Below are 14,862 nucleotides of genomic sequence, written 5' to 3'. Positions count from 1 at the left end.
CGGTACTGGGTCCCCCATTGCCCGGCAAGGTAAGCAGTTTACAACGGGTGTTGTATGAACCCGTGGATTTAAGCGACGTGTCAGGCTACCCCTGTGTATGACCGCAGCGCGCGCCTGGTGGAAGGAAGCAGTCGTCTACCAGATCTATCCCCGGAGCTTCAACGACAGCGACGGCGATGGCGTCGGCGACTTGCAGGGCATCATCAAGCGCCTGGATTACGTCGCCGACCTCGGCGTCGATGTCATCTGGCTCAACCCGGTGTATGACTCTCCCCAGAAGGACAACGGCTACGACATCAGCGATTATCAGGCCATCTACGACGAGTTCGGGACGATGGCCGACTGGGAAGCGCTGGTTGAAGAGGTCCACAACCGGGATATGCGGCTCGTCATGGACCTCGTCGTCAATCACACGTCGGACCAGCACGAGTGGTTTCGGAAATCCCGCCAGCGCGACCCGGAGTATGAGGACTATTACATCTGGCGCGAGGGCGGGACAGATGAAGACGGCGACCCCGTGCCGCCGAACAACTGGGAGTCCTTCTTCGGGGGCTCCGCGTGGGAGTACGACGAGGAGCGCAGCGAGTACTTCCTCCACCTGTACGACACCTCACAGCCGGACCTGAACTGGCGCAACGATTCGGTCCGGACGGACATCTTCGACACCATCGAGTGGTGGCTGGAGAAGGGCATCGACGGCTTCCGGATGGATGTCATCAACCTTCTGTCGAAAGTCGAGGGGCTGCCCGACGGCGACCCGGACAGCGAGTGGGTCGGCGCCGAGCATTTCATCGACGGCCCGGAGATGCTGTCGTACCTGACGGCGTTAGACGAGGAAGTGCTATCGAACTATGACGTGATGACCGTCGGGGAGATGCCACAGCTCACCGTCGAATCGGCTCTCGAGTACGCCGACACAGACGGCCCGCTGGACATGGCGTTTCACTTCCAGCACACGAAACTCGATTACGCTGACGGCGAGCGGTGGTCTGTCGGTGACTGGAGCCTGCCGGAACTGAAGCGTATCATCGGCCGCTGGCAGGACGGGCTGGCGGCGGACGGCTGGAACACGCTGTACTGGGAGAACCACGACCAGCCGCGGAGCGTCTCCCGCTACGGCGACCCCGAGAACTACCGCCGGGAATCCGCAAAGCTACTCGGAACCTTCATCCTCACGCTCCGTGGCACGCCATACATCTATCAGGGGCAGGAACTCGGGATGACGAACGCCGACTGGGAGACGATGGACGACCTCCGCGACGTGGACGCTATCAACCACGCGCGAGAGTTACTCGACCGAGACGGGGTCGAGGAGTACGATGACGTGAAAGATATCGTCGGCTACCGGACCCGCGACAACGCCCGAACGCCGATGCAGTGGGACGACTCGAGAAACGCCGGTTTCACCGACGGCGACCCCTGGATTCAGGTCAATTCGAACTACAGGGAGATCAACGCGGCCGACCAGCAGGCCGATCCGGACTCCGTTTACAGCTACTACCAGCGGCTCATCCAGTTACGCTCCGACAGAGACGTGCTCGTGTACGGGGACTACACCGACCTGCTCCCCGACCACGAAACCGTCTTCGCCTTCACGCGGTCGTTGTCGACGGACTCGGGAACCGAGAAAGTCCTCGTCGTCCTGCACTTCGACGACGCGACGGAAACCTTCGACCTGCCGGTCGAGTACGCCGATGCGACGCTGCGAGAGTGCAATTACGACCACGACGACCAGAACCCGGAAACGGTGACGCTCGCGCCGTACGAGGCTCGCGTCTACGAGCTGTTCGACTGAGTCCTTCGTACTACCTGAATCCCGCCGCGGGGCCGTGGCGAAGCACAGATTCAAGACGCGTCCGTCACCAGCAGTGGTATGTACCTTGCCGACGAGACCTGGCCGGACCTCGGCGACTATTTCGAGACGGAGTCGCTCGCGCTCGTCCCGCTCGGGTCGACAGAGCAACACGGGCCGCATCTCCCACTGGCGACGGACCATCTCATCGGGGAAGCCTTCGCCCGAGAAGCCGCCGACAGGACTGGCTACCTCTGCACCCCGACCATCAACGTCGGCGTGAGCCCCCATCACAGACAGTTCAACGGGACGATGTGGGTCGACGCGCCGGTGTTTCGCGACTACGTCGAGTCGTTCACCCGGAACCTGGCGTACCACGGCATCGACCGGGTCATCTACGTGAACGCCCACGGCGGGAACGTCGAGCACCTCCGGGAGGTCGGCCGGCGGCTCCGGGACGACGAAGTGCTGTACGCCATCGAGTGGATGTGGGACGAGAGCATTCCGGACCTCGTGGACGACCTGTTCGAGCAGAACGGGCCACACGGCGGGCCGAAGGAGACGGCCATGATCCAACACTTGCGCGCCGAACTGGTTCACGACGACCGCCTCGAAGACGCACGGGACGGCGGGATTCCGAGCGTCGAGGCGGCGGAGACAAAGAAGTACGGTTCGCGGACCTTCTACGATGCCGCTGATAACACTGGCAATGGTGTTCTCGGCGACCAGACCGACGCCACGGCCGAGAAGGGGGCGGAGATGTTCGAGGCCGCGACCGAACAGCTCGTCAGGCTCTGCGAATGGCTGGACGGACAGGCATTCGACGACCTGCTCCCGGAGCCACACGTCTAACGCGGGGCTGCCGGTGGTAGAACGCGATTCCCGGTCTGCGTACCCGACGCTAAACAGTGGACCCTGAGTTGGACTTTTGAGACAGGCGGATGTACGGGGCGTATGGCCCTCCTCCTGTTTCCCGGGATGCCCGGTACTACTGAAATGGTCGTCATGCTCGTCACGATGGGGATGTTTCTCGTCGTTCCCCTCGCACTCGTCGTGGCCGCGTACCTGTTCGGCAAGCACCGCGGCAGAGCCGAAGTGAGCGAGTCGGGCGATTCATAACCAATCGCCAGACGGCGGCCAATCGGCGCGTAATGGGCCTGTCGCGGCGAATCGACTCGTTTATCGGTCCCACTCTATGATGGAGATGTGTGTCCCCACCGAGTCCCCATCCCGAGTCGCTTCGTAGCCGAGCGTTCGAAATAACGGTTGATGACGGACGAGAGACCTTCAACGCGCTCAGTATCGAGCACGCCGATTGTGAGACGGAATGGCTCATCTCCGACACGGTGTATGCGCTCGAAAATATGCGGTAACAGGTAGCAAACTGTTGCGTTGTGGCGTTACGATAGTGGATCCAACTGCGTCGGAACGGTGACGCCGCTGTGTCCGTCCCGCCGGTTCTTCGTGTGAGTCATTCCGCTGAGAACCGCCGCCAGACTGGCATGAAGACGCTGTAGAACGAGCCAAAAACCAGGACACCAGCCGCGATAGCTAGTTCTCGCCCTGCCACGCCGAATACGTCGTACAGAGTCCGGAGGACGATGAATACCCCGAGTCCCCAGACAGCGAAGGCGGCACGCTCTTTCCAGGAGAGGCCACTTCTGTGGAACACACGCTGTCTCCGCAACAGACGCTATCAAAGCCTGTGGTTCGACGCGATATCGGACCGCGAGTATAAGGGGGTGATAACACACGCCGCACAGATCACAGCAGTTGTAACTGGGATGGGTCGTGCTGGTGCCACAGAAGTCCGCTCCCGCCCTCACTCGGTCGGGATGGGGCCGGTCCCGATGACGTCCCGGACCGCGTTCTCGAACTCCTGGCGGTCGGCGAAGTACGGAACGTCGACGTCCTCGAGCACCGTTGCGAGTTCCTGCGGGCCGTCCGGCGTCCGAATCGTCGTGTCCCCCTCGCGGTCGACGATAGTGCTGTGTTCGATGCCCCAGGTGAGCCGGGCCGAGACGCGGGCCAGCGGCGCACCGGCAACGTCGGGTCCGTCGCCGAGTTCGACAGCCGGCTCCTCCGCGTCCTCGCTTTCGTCGTCGCTCATACCCGAACTGTTCCCGTGGGTCCGATTAGTGCTTTCGGAACGGCTCGCGCACTTGGTGAATCACGCGCGTGCCCGCGTCATGCATCTGTCTGACGGGTAGTTTTATCGGATGTAGCAGTAGTATACTGCATGACTAGTCTCACCGACGTGTACGAAGGGGAGGTTGGGCGCGTCGCATCGCGCCGCCAGCAACTCGTCGGGACAGCCCTGTTTCTCGTTGGTGTTGCCGGACTCGTCGGGGCAATCGCGCTCGCAACGACCGGCATCGGAAACAGATACGGGCTGGACGCCTACGCAGCCAGGCGGATCGCCGGCGTCATCGCCGGGCTCGGGCTGCCGTCGGTCATCCTCGGCGTGTTCGCGGTGTTACCGGCCAGTCGTCGAATCCGGCTGACCGCCCTCGGTGGCACGGGCGTCGCAACAGTCGGCGTCGTGCTGTTCCGGTCGCTGTATCCCTACAGCTGGACCAGCAGCGACCCGCTGCTGGCACTGCTCACCGGCGTCGTCTACTTCGCCGGTATCGTGACGACGTTCTGGTGCCTGTTCGCGTCGCTTGCGACGTTCAAGACGCGAAACGACCCCGGCGGGACGGCACGCATGGAAGTGACCGAGGAAGGGACGATCCGTCTCGTCGAGGAAGCCCGGACGCTGCCGGGACTGGGCGGCATCGGGTTTTTCGGACAGGACCCGGACGGCACGGTCGAGACGCAGACGAACCGAGCGAGTGCGACCGACGAGGGCGCTGTCAGCGACGGCGGGACCGGACAGCGCTCGGGCACTACGCGCACGGCCAACGGCCGCAGTCGACAGCCGACGGGCGGCACGCAGTCTGACCGCAGCACGCGGTCCAAGCGACGGTCGGACAGCGGCACAGCGACAGAGGGACAGTCGGACCGTCAGGCGACCCCTCGATCGAACATCGGTCAGCGGAACACCACGTCGCATGGAACGGAGCAAACCGGCCCTTCCGAGAACGCGCTCGACCCGAGAATAGCTGAGGCCGGCCCGGAAGGGTCCACATCGACCGACGGTGGCACGGCGACGGCGGGGCACGACGCGATTACCGAGACGGCGGTCCACCAGGGCGAACCGGACACCTACTGCGGGAACTGCCGGCACTTCGAGTACGTGATGCAGGACGGCGATATCGAGCCGTACTGTTCGTTCCACGGCGAGGTCATGGACGACATGGAACCCTGTTCGGCGTGGGTTCGCAACGACTGATACCGTCGGCACTCCGATTTTGCTAAGCTTCCGCACTGCACAGCGATGGGGACCGACAGAACGGCCTGGGCGAAACCGGGTATTTAACACGGTCGGCAGGCAAACGGTGGTACTACAATGGAGTTTTGCGACGAATGCGGTTCGATGATGAAAACGGACGACGAGCGCTGGGTCTGCGGTAGTTGTGGCTACGAAAAGGCTCGAAACGCCGAGACCGAACAGGAGATGGCCGTCACCACGCAGGGCCAGGAGGAGTCGGAAGTCGTCGACACCTCCGAGGTCGACGCCGAAGACATGGGACCGACGACGGGCGCACGCTGTCCCGAGTGTGGCAACGAGCGGGCCTTCTACGAGATGAAACAGATCCGCGCGGCCGACGAGTCCGAGACGCGCTTTTTCACCTGTACCGAGTGCGAACACAAGTGGCGAGAGGACGACCACTGAGGCCGGACCGTGCCCACTGACCCCGCGTTCCCGGACGTTCCCGCGGACCGGCTGCGCGACGGCGGCTGGGAGCTCGTCGACGAGAGCGTCGAAACTGTCTTTCAGTTGCCGACGGCCCGCGTCGAGGGGGCAACGAAGGTGTACGACGCCGCCGAGACACGCGAAGCCGTCCGGGACGCGGTCGGGCTCGACCACCAGTGGCGGTTCTTCTTCGCGACCGCACTGTCGTTTACCCCGCCGCTCGCGCCGGGTATCGGCCAGGCGGTGATTCTCCCGACAGTCCGCTCGGAGGCTCAGTCGGCCTTCGCCGACGAACTGGCCGACAGAGGGTTCGAGTCCGTCGAACGCGGGCGGAGCGAGCGGGTTCGCGTCGACAGCGGCGACCGGGCGCGGCTCCGGACCTACAGCGCCGAACTCGACCTCGAAACGGCCGACGCGACGCTGTCGATTACCGGCTGGGTCGGCGTTTGGCACGGCGAGGGGTTCCGTATCGCCGCCGGCGCGTACCCCGACCGGTCGCTGGCGACACTCCTGGATATTGAGAATCCGCCGGAAGCGCTCCGGCGGACGCCGTCGGACTACCGGTCCGAACTGCTTGACCTCATCCGCGCCGTGGCGTAAGCGCCAGAAGCGTGCCGTCGAGGAACAGTTCTATCGGCCCGAGACCGAGTCGTTTCGCGAGCGAGCTCGGAACGGCGTCCGCGCCGAGGCGGGCCACGGGCGCACCACGAACGCGGATTTCAGCCGTCAGTCCGGCCACAGTCAGCGCCGCGGCGGCGTCCCTTCCCTCGACCGGTCGGTCCCGCCAGAGGGTGAGCGCCGCCCCGAAAGACGGTAGGTCGACGGCGACGAGGTCGTCGTACCCGCGGACGCTGAACGCGACCCCGTCGCGCTCGACGGTCAGGTCGGCGTCGACGAGCAGGTCCGGCTTTCGCTCGACCTGGTCGAACAGATCGCCGACCGCCTTCGCCGTGGTGACCACTGTCAGTCGTTATCGCGTGTCGTGATAGTCAGCGTGCCATCGACTCGCCAGCGAGCGTGCTCGGCGTCCTCGCCGGCCTTGCTCGGGACGTCGACTTCCATGTCGTCGAAGTCGTACGTTATTTCCGCGTTGCGCCCGGTCAGGCGGTCGTAGAGTCCGATTGCGAGCTCTGGCCAGGTTGTCGTCTCCATCGGCGTTTCTGATTCGCTCATGCAGTACAGTGTACGTGCTACTACATGTTTAAAGTCGACCCCAACGACAGGGGTTTGGGTAGCCTGACAGAAGCCGTCAGGGCCGCCGCGCGAATGTCAGGTAGCCGGTATGCCCGACGCCACCGGTCGATGGGCGGGAGCCGCGGTCGTCGAAGTCCATCTCCCGCTGGATGGTGTCGAGCGTCTCGACGCCGTCAAGACCGACCTCGGTGGCCGTCGCCACGACCTCGCGCGTGTTTTCCACGAACGGGGAGTACACCGCCAGCGATCCGCCACGGTCCAGCAGCGTCGGCGTTCGCTCGACCACAGTCGGGGCGTCCTCGGTGTCGAGCGTCAGCACGTCAAAGCCCGAGAGGTCGTCGAGGTCGTCGGTGATGTCGCCGGTCCGAACCTCGACGGTGTCCGCGACGCCAGCGATCTCCATGTTCTGTCGCGCCACCTCGGCGAACTCCGGGTCCTGCTCGTAGGTGACCACGTCAGCGCCAATGCGGCCCATGTACGCGCTGAGGATGCCGGTCCCGGTGCCGGCGTCGAGGACGCGGTCCGCCGCTGCCACGCCGGTCTTGCCGACGACCAGCCCCACGTCGCGGGGCATCATCGGCGCGCCGGTGCGTTCGAGGTGGGTGAACAGGTCCGGGCCGCGCAGTCGGCGGACGGTGAAACCGGTGCCTAGATGCGTCTCGACGACATCGCCCGGTTCCACGTCCTCGGGGACCTCCAGAATACCGAGGTCGGACTCGAAGCGCTCGCCGGGGTCCAGCAGGTACTCGCGGTCTTCGTGGACGAAGAGATACGCCACGTTACTCCAGTTCGTCGACCGCGTCGGCGAGGTCGCCGTCGTTGGCTTCCAGCGCTTCTCGCGCAGTGTCTTCGTCGACGCCCGCCCGCATCGCGACGAGTTCGACGTCGTCCTCGTCGACGCCGGAGTCGCTACCGCTCTCGTCGGCATCATCCGCAGCCGCCGCGGCCGAGCCCTCGCCGGAGCCGAGTTCGCGGCTCTCAGGCTCGCCGACGACCTGGTACGTTTTCTGGCCCTGCGCTTCCATGAGCTGGACCTCCGCGTCGTCGAAGACGAGTTCCTCGTCAGGTGTGCGGATAATTACTTCCTGCGCATCGATGTCCTCCATGTCGATGCCCATCTGTTCCATCATCTGCTTCATCTTGCGCGGGTTCATCCCGCCGCCTCCGCCAAACATACGTAGGACTGGCGGGGCAGGGCAGAAAAGCGTAGCGACCCGGGCTCGGGCCGAAGTTCGTCGCGGTACCGTTCTGTCGACCGGCCGAAACCGGCACGCTCCCGCGGCTTCGTAACGATTCTAAGGCTCGCCCGTCCATCCCCGCCGTGTCACTGCTGACGATCTTCGCTACGGCCATCCTCCCGGTCGTCGCCGTCGCTGCGGCCGGCTTCGCCCTCGGCCGGGTGAAAGGCACCGACCCCGACGCGCTCAACACCATCACGGTGTACGTTCTCGCGCCCGCGCTGGTGGTCCACAGCCTGACAACGTCCTCGCTGGCCGGCAATACGATTCTGAGCGTCGTCCTCGCTGTCGTGCTGTTCACCGCCGCAATGGTCCTCCTCGCAGAGGGTGTCGGTCGCCTCACGGGCCACTCGGAACCCTTGCTGGGCGCGTTTGTCCTCGTGTCTATCTTTCCCAACACCGGGAACTACGGCATTCCACTGGCGGATTTCGCCTTCGGCGCGACCGGGCGCAGCACGGCCGTCCTCGTGACCGCGCTGCAGGGCGTGATGCTCTACACGCTCGGCATCTACATTGCCGCCCGGGGCAGTGGCAGCAGCCCGCTGGCGGACATGCGCCGCGTGTTCGGTGTCCCACTCGTCTACGCTGTCGTTGTCGCGCTCGCGCTCCGATGGATCGGTGCGGTGCCGCCCACAGACTCGACGGTGATGCAGACACTCGAACTGCTTGGCAACGCCTCGATTCCGGTGATGTTGCTCATTCTCGGCATCCAGCTCTCAAACGTCGACGGGAACAGCAATCTCCGGTCGGTCGGGATCGCCAGCGCGTTGAAACTCCTGCTGGCGCCAGTGCTCGCGTTTGCCGCGGTGCTCGCAATCGGGTTCCAGAACCAGACAGTCGCGCGGGTGGTCGTGCTCCTGTTGGCGACGCCGACCGGCGTGACGACCATCATCCTCGTCGGCGCGTTCAGCCATCAGACTGGCGACTGCTCGCCGGGCGAATTCGTCAGCGCGACCGTGTTCCTGACGACCGTCGTCAGCGCGGTGACGGTGACGGTTCTCGTGTGGCTGCTGCAGTCCGGACTGGTGCTGTGACTACTCCTCGGCAAATATCTGAATGTCGTCCGGGTAGATTTCTACGTAGTGGTTCGACCCCGCCCGAACGTCGTAGCGGTCGATGGGGAGGTCGCGGCTCCGGGTCGGTCCGCCGTCGACGGCGACTGTCAGCGCGTACGCTCCGGGCGCATGGATGTCCGGGTCGTACTCTGCAGTCTCGTCGGCGGCCAGCGTCACTGTCTCGTCGAGCACCGTTGTCCCGTCGTGCGTGATGGCGACGGAGACGGTCAGTTCGTCGTCCGTGCCGTTGTGGACGACGAACAGAATCGGGTCGTCGGGCGGCGCCGTCATCGTCGGCGGCGCCGGTTCTGCGGTCGGCGTGGCGGTGGGCGTCGACTGATCGCTCGCCGTAGCGGTGTCACCGGGCGCGACACAGCCGGCAATCGGGGCGAGCGCTAGTGCGGCGAGGAGGGTTCGGCGGTGCATACCGCTCGTCCCGGAGGGAGCAGCAAATGCTTTCTGTCAGTTCTCTGCGCCCTGGCGGACCTTCACGGCCATGCCCGTCTCGAAGTCGTCCATGCCGCTGCCGGGCAGTTCCGCGCGACCGACGGCGAGTAGATAGCCGTCCTCGTGGACGACGAGGGCTTCGTCGCCCGGACGGAGAGCGCTGTCGGCGGACTGGACGAACTTCGCGAAGGCGTTGCGGCCCTCACGGATGAAGGGCTCGCTCTCGTCGCCGACGACCACGCGGTGTCGCGGCCCGTCGAAGGCATCGAGGAGTCTGCTCCCGCCGGCGAGTCCGAGCCGAAAGCGCCCGTCGTCGCCGTACGTAGCGATCCGGCCATCCGTGGCATGGACCTGCCGCGGACGGCCGGAGCTGGTGTGTGTTACGTCGAGGGCGTCAGCGCCGGCGAACAGCGCTGTCCCGCCGCCACCGCCGAACTGGTAGTCGGCCGCGCGCCGGAGTCCGCAGAACTCGTCGTTACTCATTGCCCGTGTTCGATGCCGGGTGATAAACCGCCTTTCGGTTCTGTCCGTGCCACTGTTCGACGCAGTCCGAAAGGAAATGTTTGCCCGACCGTGGCTGCCCGAACCACGGCCGACCGAAATCGTGTGGCGATGGTGAATGCCACTCCCCCAATCCGTTCCGAATCACCGGTCCGGCCCTATGGGTGACGGAGTCCCGAACCGGAATGCCATTGGTTCGCTCCGTCAGTCGCCCCGGCCCGAGTACACGGGGCGTGTGCCTCTGTATCCGATCCGCGGTCAGCGATCCGACCACGACGCCTGGAACTGCAGTGGGTCTCCATCTCGCGCCTGTTCCGTGACGAGCGCGAGGGTGTACCGACTATCCTCAGCATGTGGCAACACGCCGTCTCTGTGACCCAACTGGTCGGGGGAACTACACGGGGATGTGTTTGCTGCTTCAGTTATGCAGGTGGGCCGGAATTTCCGATCTGCCGGGCCGGAGCGGTGGCGTCTCTCAGGAAAGATGTGGGCATTGCTTCCTAGTACCATACTTTCCTCCGTCGATTTTGGGGAAATTTATACCGGATGACTTCCAAGTGACGGGTGACATGGCTACAGACACGCGAAAAGTGATTCTGGGCGCTGCGCTGCTGGCGATCAGCACCGTGCTCATCCTTGGTACAGGGGCAATCGACATCGGCATCCCGGCCGCTGCCGGAGCGCTGGCTGCACTTGGGCTGGCCGCCGGAGCCCTCCTCGTTGGAACGTCAGAAGACGGTCGCCCGGTCTAACCGCCGAGAGCCTTTTCCTTCGAAACCCGAGCACAAGTAGCTCTGAGCCCGTCGAGCCACAGGAAGCTATTCCGGTTACGGTTGGGCCAGTGGTGGAGACAGCGCCGGAGCGACCGCCCACACACTGGGTCGGCTATAGCAGGAACCGGTCGGAATCGTCGCTCATATCGATGAACCCATCAACGGCCGCTTTGAGGTCTTCGGAGGACGACTCTTCGAAGCCCATCGCTTCGACGCGACAGCCTTCGTGGCGGAGATACCGACACACACGAGCGAAGTCCCCGTCGCCGGTACAGAGCACGACCGTATCGACGTGATTCGCTAGCGAGACCGCGTCGAGACTCATCCCGACATCCCAGTCGGCCTTCTTCGATCCGTCCTGGAACGTCTTGATGTCCTTGATGCGCGTCTCGAAGCCGATGTCGACGAGCGCTTCGAAAAACGACTCCTCTTCGGGCGAATCCGCGCGGATGACGTAGGCGATTGCGCGGGTCAGTTCGCGGCCGTCAACGGCCTCTTCCAGTAGTGCCTCGTAGTCGATGTTCCGCGAGTAAAGACTCCGGGCAGTGTGATAGAGGTTTTGCGCGTCGGCCAGTACGGCCACGCGCTGTCCCGGCTGGGAAACTGTCATATCAGGTATTGGCTATCGGCCCGAATATGCTTTCGGGATACAAACGTGAAAGAACGGCGTAATTATGCCCCAACTAACCAGTTGTTGTCGCTTCAGCAGCTCTAGCCGTGGATAGAATATGTCAATAAGACGGTCTTACTACCGAGGAGTGCAGTCAACTTAGTGAGCACTGTGTTTCACTCGGACAAGCGCAAAACAGCCTACTTCTGGAGGTCGAACGCAACTGCTACCGGAGTAACTGTCCAGTAGACGAACCGATACCGACCGGAGACGAGTTCAGGACACACAGTAAAATCCTTCTCGTCAGGAACAACCCCCTCTTCGGTCAGACGGAGCGACCATTCAAATACCTGCCCAGGCGCTGCCTCGGTACCCATATCCACGTATTGAAACTCATCGTCCCCGGTCTGTCCACGGACATCTTGCCAGCCATCTTCAGTGAGCAGTTCGATCTGGTACAGATACTTAAGACCCAGAGTGAGGGTGCTATCAGACGTGTTTGTCAGCGTAATTTGGGCTGTGTCACCGTATTCAAACGCTGTCCCATCAATCCGTAGTGATACATACCCGGTATCTCCCCACGGAACGGAGCCTTCGTCATACATTGGCGGGTGGCGAGTGAAGTTGCCCTTCTCACACGAGAGTTCTTTTACCGGGGACTCAGGACTCTCAGCTGGCCGAATGTGACCACTGAGTTGACGCTCTGTCATCTCTTCGGTATTTCCAGCTGTTTGTTGCTCAGTGTTCTCGGTTTCCGTTTTTGCAGCTGTCTCGGTCGGATCACTGCTGGTACTCGAACAGCCGGCGAATCCGAAGACGCTGGAGGTGGCTAAAAGATAGTGTCTTCGACGCATACCTGCCGATATTATGTACCTTGCAGTATGTGTTTTGTGACCGATACTTATGTGTTATTGTCAGAATGTAATGTGTACACCTCTGACCGCTTGTTTCAGACAGGACGCAAATACCAAAATGCAGTCGGGCCTGCTCCAGCAGCGTCTCCCAGACAAGCCGAGGGAAACGCTGGCGTACTGCCACACGATGGGGGGTCCCGCCGTCTCCATGCGACGACTCGATAAGGCTTCGAATGCACTGTGAAAGGCGACAGCGAGAACACAAAAGCTAAGTCGGTCACGCTTGGTTACTCGACCATGCGACGACGCCGTCAGTCCGGAACCGCCTCGTGGCTCCCCGGTGAGGGCGTCGTCCGTGCGAAACGCAAGCCGACGTTTTAGCGACTCGTGGCGGACGTGGCGACTCCGTCTCGGGTCAGGACGTTTGACACACAACAGCCGGCGGTATCGGCCGGCTATCGCACCGTTTCCGACCGGACAACCGAACCCACAGCGACACCACACACTCAGCAATGACAGCTATCGACTTCCGCGGCGTGTTCCCGGCTATGTGCACGCCGTTCCACCAGGACGGCAGTATCGACTTCGAAACACTCCAAGAGGACGCCCAGCGGCTCGAATCCGCCGGCGTCGACGGCCTCGTTCCGGTCGGCTCGACCGGTGAATCGGCGACGCTCTCGCACGACGAACACATCGAGGTCGTCGAGGCGGTCATCGACGCCGTCGACGACGTGCCGGTCATCGCCGGCTCGGGGTCGAACAACACCAAGGAAGCGCTGGAGCTGTCCCGGCGCTCCGCCGAGGCCGGCGCTGACGCGCTGTTGCTCATCTCGCCGTACTACAACAAGCCCGAACAGCAGGGGTTCCTCGACCACTACACGACGCTGGCTGACGCCGTCGACCTGCCACAGATCGTCTACAACGTCCCCTCGCGGACGGGCCAGAACATCGACCCGGATACGGCGGTCGAACTCGCCGCACACCCGAACATCCGGGCCTACAAGGCTGCGAGCGGCGACATGGGACAGATTTCAGAGATCATCGAACGCACGCAGGACGAGGACTTCGCGGTGCTGTCCGGCGACGACGGGATGACGCTACCGATGCTGTCGGTCGGCGGGACCGGCTGTATCTCCGTCTCGGCCAACATCGAACCGGAGCGCACCTGCGCGATGGTCGGTGCGGCGCTGTCCGGCGACTTCGAGCGAGCGAGAGCGATTCACCACGAACTCGGCCCGCTGTTCCGCGCACTGTTCGTCGAGACGAACCCCATCCCGGTCAAGGAGGCAATGCGGATCAGAGGCTACGGCCCGGCGTACCTCCGCTCGCCGCTAACCCGCCTGTCCGACGAACACCTCGACCACCTGCGTGACGTGCTCGCGACGCTCGAAACCGAAGACCTCGAAGACGAGTACGCGGAGGCCGAGCGATGACGCGGGTGGCGGTCAACGGCGTCACCGGCCAGATGGGTGGCGCTGTCATCGAGGCCGCCACCGACAGCGAGGTCGTGGTCGGCTTTGCGACCAGCGATACCAACGCGGTCGACGGCGTCCCTGTCGTCGACCTCGCCGATGCCGCCGAGGCGCTCCGGGAGTACGACGTGGACGTTGTCGTCGACTTCGCTGTCCCAGAGGGTGCGCTGACCGTCGCCGAAGCCTGCGTCGAAGCGGGCGTCTCGATGGTCGTCGGAACCACCGGCTTCGACGAGGACGGGATGGCCAGTCTGCGAGACGCCAGTGAGGAGGTTCCGCTGCTGAAGGCGACCAACTTCTCGCAGGGAATTCAGGTCCTCCAGCGCCTCGTCAGCGAGGCCGTCGGGACGCTCGACGACTACGACCTCGAACTCATGGAGACCCACCACAACCGCAAGGTCGACGCGCCGTCGGGGACGGCCAACAGCATCCTCGACGTGATCCAAGAGGAGCGCGACGTAGAGCCGGTGTACGGCCGGGAAGGGCACGCACCGCGCGACGACGACGAAATCGGCGTGTTCGCCAGGCGAGCCGGTGACATTCGCGGGGAGCACGAACTCGTACTGGCCGGCAACGACGAAGTCCTCTCGCTCTCCCACCGGGCCGAGGACCGCGGTGTGTTCGCCGCCGGCGCACTGGACGCGGCGACGTGGCTCGTCGGCTGCGACGCCGGCTGGTACGAGTTCGGCGACGTTGTAGACGCCTGAAGGAGACCGGAGGGGAAACACGGGACGGTTTTCAGCGGTCTACTCGCCGTAATTGATTGCGGTTCTATAGTAGCCGTTGAAAATCAATGCACACCTGATCGGACGACTGTAGTGCGATCAGTGTGTAAATCGTTTCAATTGTTACTATCGACGGATCGGTGAGCGGCGACCATATTGACACCCGGTATTCGGAAAATATGAATATGTGATAATACACACTCGAATACCTCTCTCAATACCACGGTCAGCCTTATATGTCGGAGTTGCCGCGTATCGTCTATGGCTACGAACCAGCACGTACAACTACCAGCGACCGATTGCCCACGATGTTCCAGTGAATTCGAAGCGACGGCACCGCGCATCAGTATGTGCCGGGAATGCGGGTACATCCCCGGCCGCGGGTCCGACTGAGAGAACGAC

The 14,862-nt window shown here is 63.4% G+C and carries 21 protein-coding genes; 11 read left to right on the top strand and 10 right to left on the bottom strand.

What is annotated here, in order from left to right; all coding sequences use genetic code 11:
• Positions 1–97 precede the first annotated feature (97 nt).
• From HAH_RS04715 to HAH_RS19875, 4 genes are all read left to right on the top strand, one after another.
• Entirely contained in the window at positions 98–1,795 is a 1,698-nt protein-coding gene (locus HAH_RS04715) for a glycoside hydrolase family 13 protein (protein ID WP_014039885.1), read from the top strand.
• Between the two features lie 78 nt (positions 1,796–1,873).
• Entirely contained in the window at positions 1,874–2,644 is a 771-nt protein-coding gene (locus tag HAH_RS04710; RefSeq protein ID WP_014039884.1) for a creatininase family protein, read from the top strand.
• A gap of 102 nt (positions 2,645–2,746) precedes the next feature.
• Positions 2,747–2,911 carry a hypothetical protein gene (locus HAH_RS19880; protein ID WP_023843176.1) on the top strand — a complete coding sequence of 55 codons (165 nt, stop codon included), beginning with the start codon at positions 2,747–2,749 and terminating at the stop codon, positions 2,909–2,911.
• An 89-nt stretch (positions 2,912–3,000) separates the two neighbouring features.
• Positions 3,001–3,165, top strand: a complete 165-nt coding sequence (locus tag HAH_RS19875) for a hypothetical protein (RefSeq protein WP_023843175.1) — start codon at positions 3,001–3,003, stop codon at positions 3,163–3,165.
• 98 nt (positions 3,166–3,263) lie between these two features.
• Here the strand turns inward: HAH_RS19875 and HAH_RS04705 are convergent, their stop codons facing one another.
• Complete coding sequence (locus tag HAH_RS04705) at positions 3,264–3,464, bottom strand: hypothetical protein (protein WP_014039882.1); 201 nt, start codon at positions 3,462–3,464, stop codon at positions 3,264–3,266.
• Positions 3,465–3,614: 150 nt separating this feature from the next.
• A complete protein-coding gene (locus HAH_RS04700; protein WP_014039881.1) occupies positions 3,615–3,902 on the bottom strand; it encodes a DUF5789 family protein in 288 nt (95 codons plus the stop codon).
• A 129-nt stretch (positions 3,903–4,031) separates the two neighbouring features.
• On the opposite strand from HAH_RS04700, the gene HAH_RS04695 reads away from it, so the two are divergent.
• The 3 genes from HAH_RS04695 to HAH_RS04685 all read left to right on the top strand — a co-directional run bounded on the left by HAH_RS04695 (position 4,032) and on the right by HAH_RS04685 (position 6,191).
• A complete protein-coding gene (locus HAH_RS04695) occupies positions 4,032–5,126 on the top strand; it encodes a DUF7139 domain-containing protein (RefSeq protein WP_014039880.1) in 1,095 nt (364 codons plus the stop codon).
• Positions 5,127–5,243: 117 nt separating this feature from the next.
• Complete coding sequence (locus HAH_RS04690; protein ID WP_005535365.1) at positions 5,244–5,570, top strand: transcription factor S; 327 nt, start codon at positions 5,244–5,246, stop codon at positions 5,568–5,570.
• Positions 5,571–5,579: 9 nt separating this feature from the next.
• On the top strand, positions 5,580–6,191 hold the full coding sequence (locus tag HAH_RS04685) for a hypothetical protein (RefSeq protein ID WP_014039879.1): 612 nt from the start codon (positions 5,580–5,582) through the stop codon (positions 6,189–6,191).
• On the opposite strand, the gene HAH_RS04680 is transcribed toward HAH_RS04685, so the two are convergent.
• The 4 genes from HAH_RS04680 to HAH_RS04665 all read right to left on the bottom strand — a co-directional run bounded on the left by HAH_RS04680 (position 6,172) and on the right by HAH_RS04665 (position 7,960).
• Positions 6,172–6,552, bottom strand: a complete 381-nt coding sequence (locus tag HAH_RS04680; protein WP_014039878.1) for a hypothetical protein — start codon at positions 6,550–6,552, stop codon at positions 6,172–6,174. The two genes, HAH_RS04685 and HAH_RS04680, sit on opposite strands and share 20 nt — an antisense overlap.
• A gap of 2 nt (positions 6,553–6,554) precedes the next feature.
• A complete protein-coding gene (locus HAH_RS04675; RefSeq protein ID WP_014039877.1) occupies positions 6,555–6,764 on the bottom strand; it encodes a hypothetical protein in 210 nt (69 codons plus the stop codon).
• 76 nt (positions 6,765–6,840) lie between these two features.
• Positions 6,841–7,563 carry a methyltransferase domain-containing protein gene (locus HAH_RS04670; RefSeq protein ID WP_004962944.1) on the bottom strand — a complete coding sequence of 241 codons (723 nt, stop codon included), beginning with the start codon at positions 7,561–7,563 and terminating at the stop codon, positions 6,841–6,843.
• Position 7,564: 1 nt separating this feature from the next.
• Complete coding sequence (locus tag HAH_RS04665) at positions 7,565–7,960, bottom strand: nascent polypeptide-associated complex protein (RefSeq protein WP_008310152.1); 396 nt, start codon at positions 7,958–7,960, stop codon at positions 7,565–7,567.
• 146 nt (positions 7,961–8,106) lie between these two features.
• Between HAH_RS04665 and HAH_RS04660 the strand changes: the two genes are divergently transcribed.
• A complete protein-coding gene (locus HAH_RS04660) occupies positions 8,107–9,057 on the top strand; it encodes an AEC family transporter (RefSeq protein WP_014039876.1) in 951 nt (316 codons plus the stop codon).
• Here HAH_RS04660 and HAH_RS04655 read toward each other — a convergent pair whose 3' ends face one another.
• Positions 9,058–9,504 carry a hypothetical protein gene (locus tag HAH_RS04655; RefSeq protein WP_014039875.1) on the bottom strand — a complete coding sequence of 149 codons (447 nt, stop codon included), beginning with the start codon at positions 9,502–9,504 and terminating at the stop codon, positions 9,058–9,060. It lies immediately after the preceding gene.
• Positions 9,505–9,540: 36 nt separating this feature from the next.
• Positions 9,541–10,008 carry a PUA domain-containing protein gene (locus HAH_RS04650; protein WP_014039874.1) on the bottom strand — a complete coding sequence of 156 codons (468 nt, stop codon included), beginning with the start codon at positions 10,006–10,008 and terminating at the stop codon, positions 9,541–9,543.
• 587 nt (positions 10,009–10,595) lie between these two features.
• On the opposite strand from HAH_RS04650, the gene HAH_RS04645 reads away from it, so the two are divergent.
• Entirely contained in the window at positions 10,596–10,778 is a 183-nt protein-coding gene (locus HAH_RS04645) for a hypothetical protein (protein WP_008310160.1), read from the top strand.
• 133 nt (positions 10,779–10,911) lie between these two features.
• Here HAH_RS04645 and HAH_RS04640 read toward each other — a convergent pair whose 3' ends face one another.
• Entirely contained in the window at positions 10,912–11,409 is a 498-nt protein-coding gene (locus HAH_RS04640; protein ID WP_004516675.1) for a LabA-like NYN domain-containing protein, read from the bottom strand.
• Positions 11,410–11,609: 200 nt separating this feature from the next.
• On the bottom strand, positions 11,610–12,263 hold the full coding sequence (locus tag HAH_RS04635) for a hypothetical protein (RefSeq protein ID WP_014039872.1): 654 nt from the start codon (positions 12,261–12,263) through the stop codon (positions 11,610–11,612).
• A 512-nt stretch (positions 12,264–12,775) separates the two neighbouring features.
• Here HAH_RS04635 and dapA point away from each other — a divergent pair.
• Together dapA and dapB are read left to right on the top strand one after the other, a co-directional pair.
• On the top strand, positions 12,776–13,696 hold the full coding sequence (gene dapA / locus HAH_RS04630) for a 4-hydroxy-tetrahydrodipicolinate synthase (RefSeq protein ID WP_014039871.1): 921 nt from the start codon (positions 12,776–12,778) through the stop codon (positions 13,694–13,696).
• Entirely contained in the window at positions 13,693–14,442 is a 750-nt protein-coding gene (gene dapB, locus HAH_RS04625; protein ID WP_014039870.1) for a 4-hydroxy-tetrahydrodipicolinate reductase, read from the top strand. Before dapA ends, dapB begins: the two co-directional genes overlap by 4 nt.
• Positions 14,443–14,862 lie beyond the last annotated feature (420 nt).

Source organism: Haloarcula hispanica ATCC 33960 (assembly GCF_000223905.1).
GTDB classification, from domain to species: Archaea; Halobacteriota; Halobacteria; order Halobacteriales; family Haloarculaceae; genus Haloarcula; species Haloarcula hispanica.
This window is presented reverse-complemented; position numbering and strand designations above follow the sequence as displayed.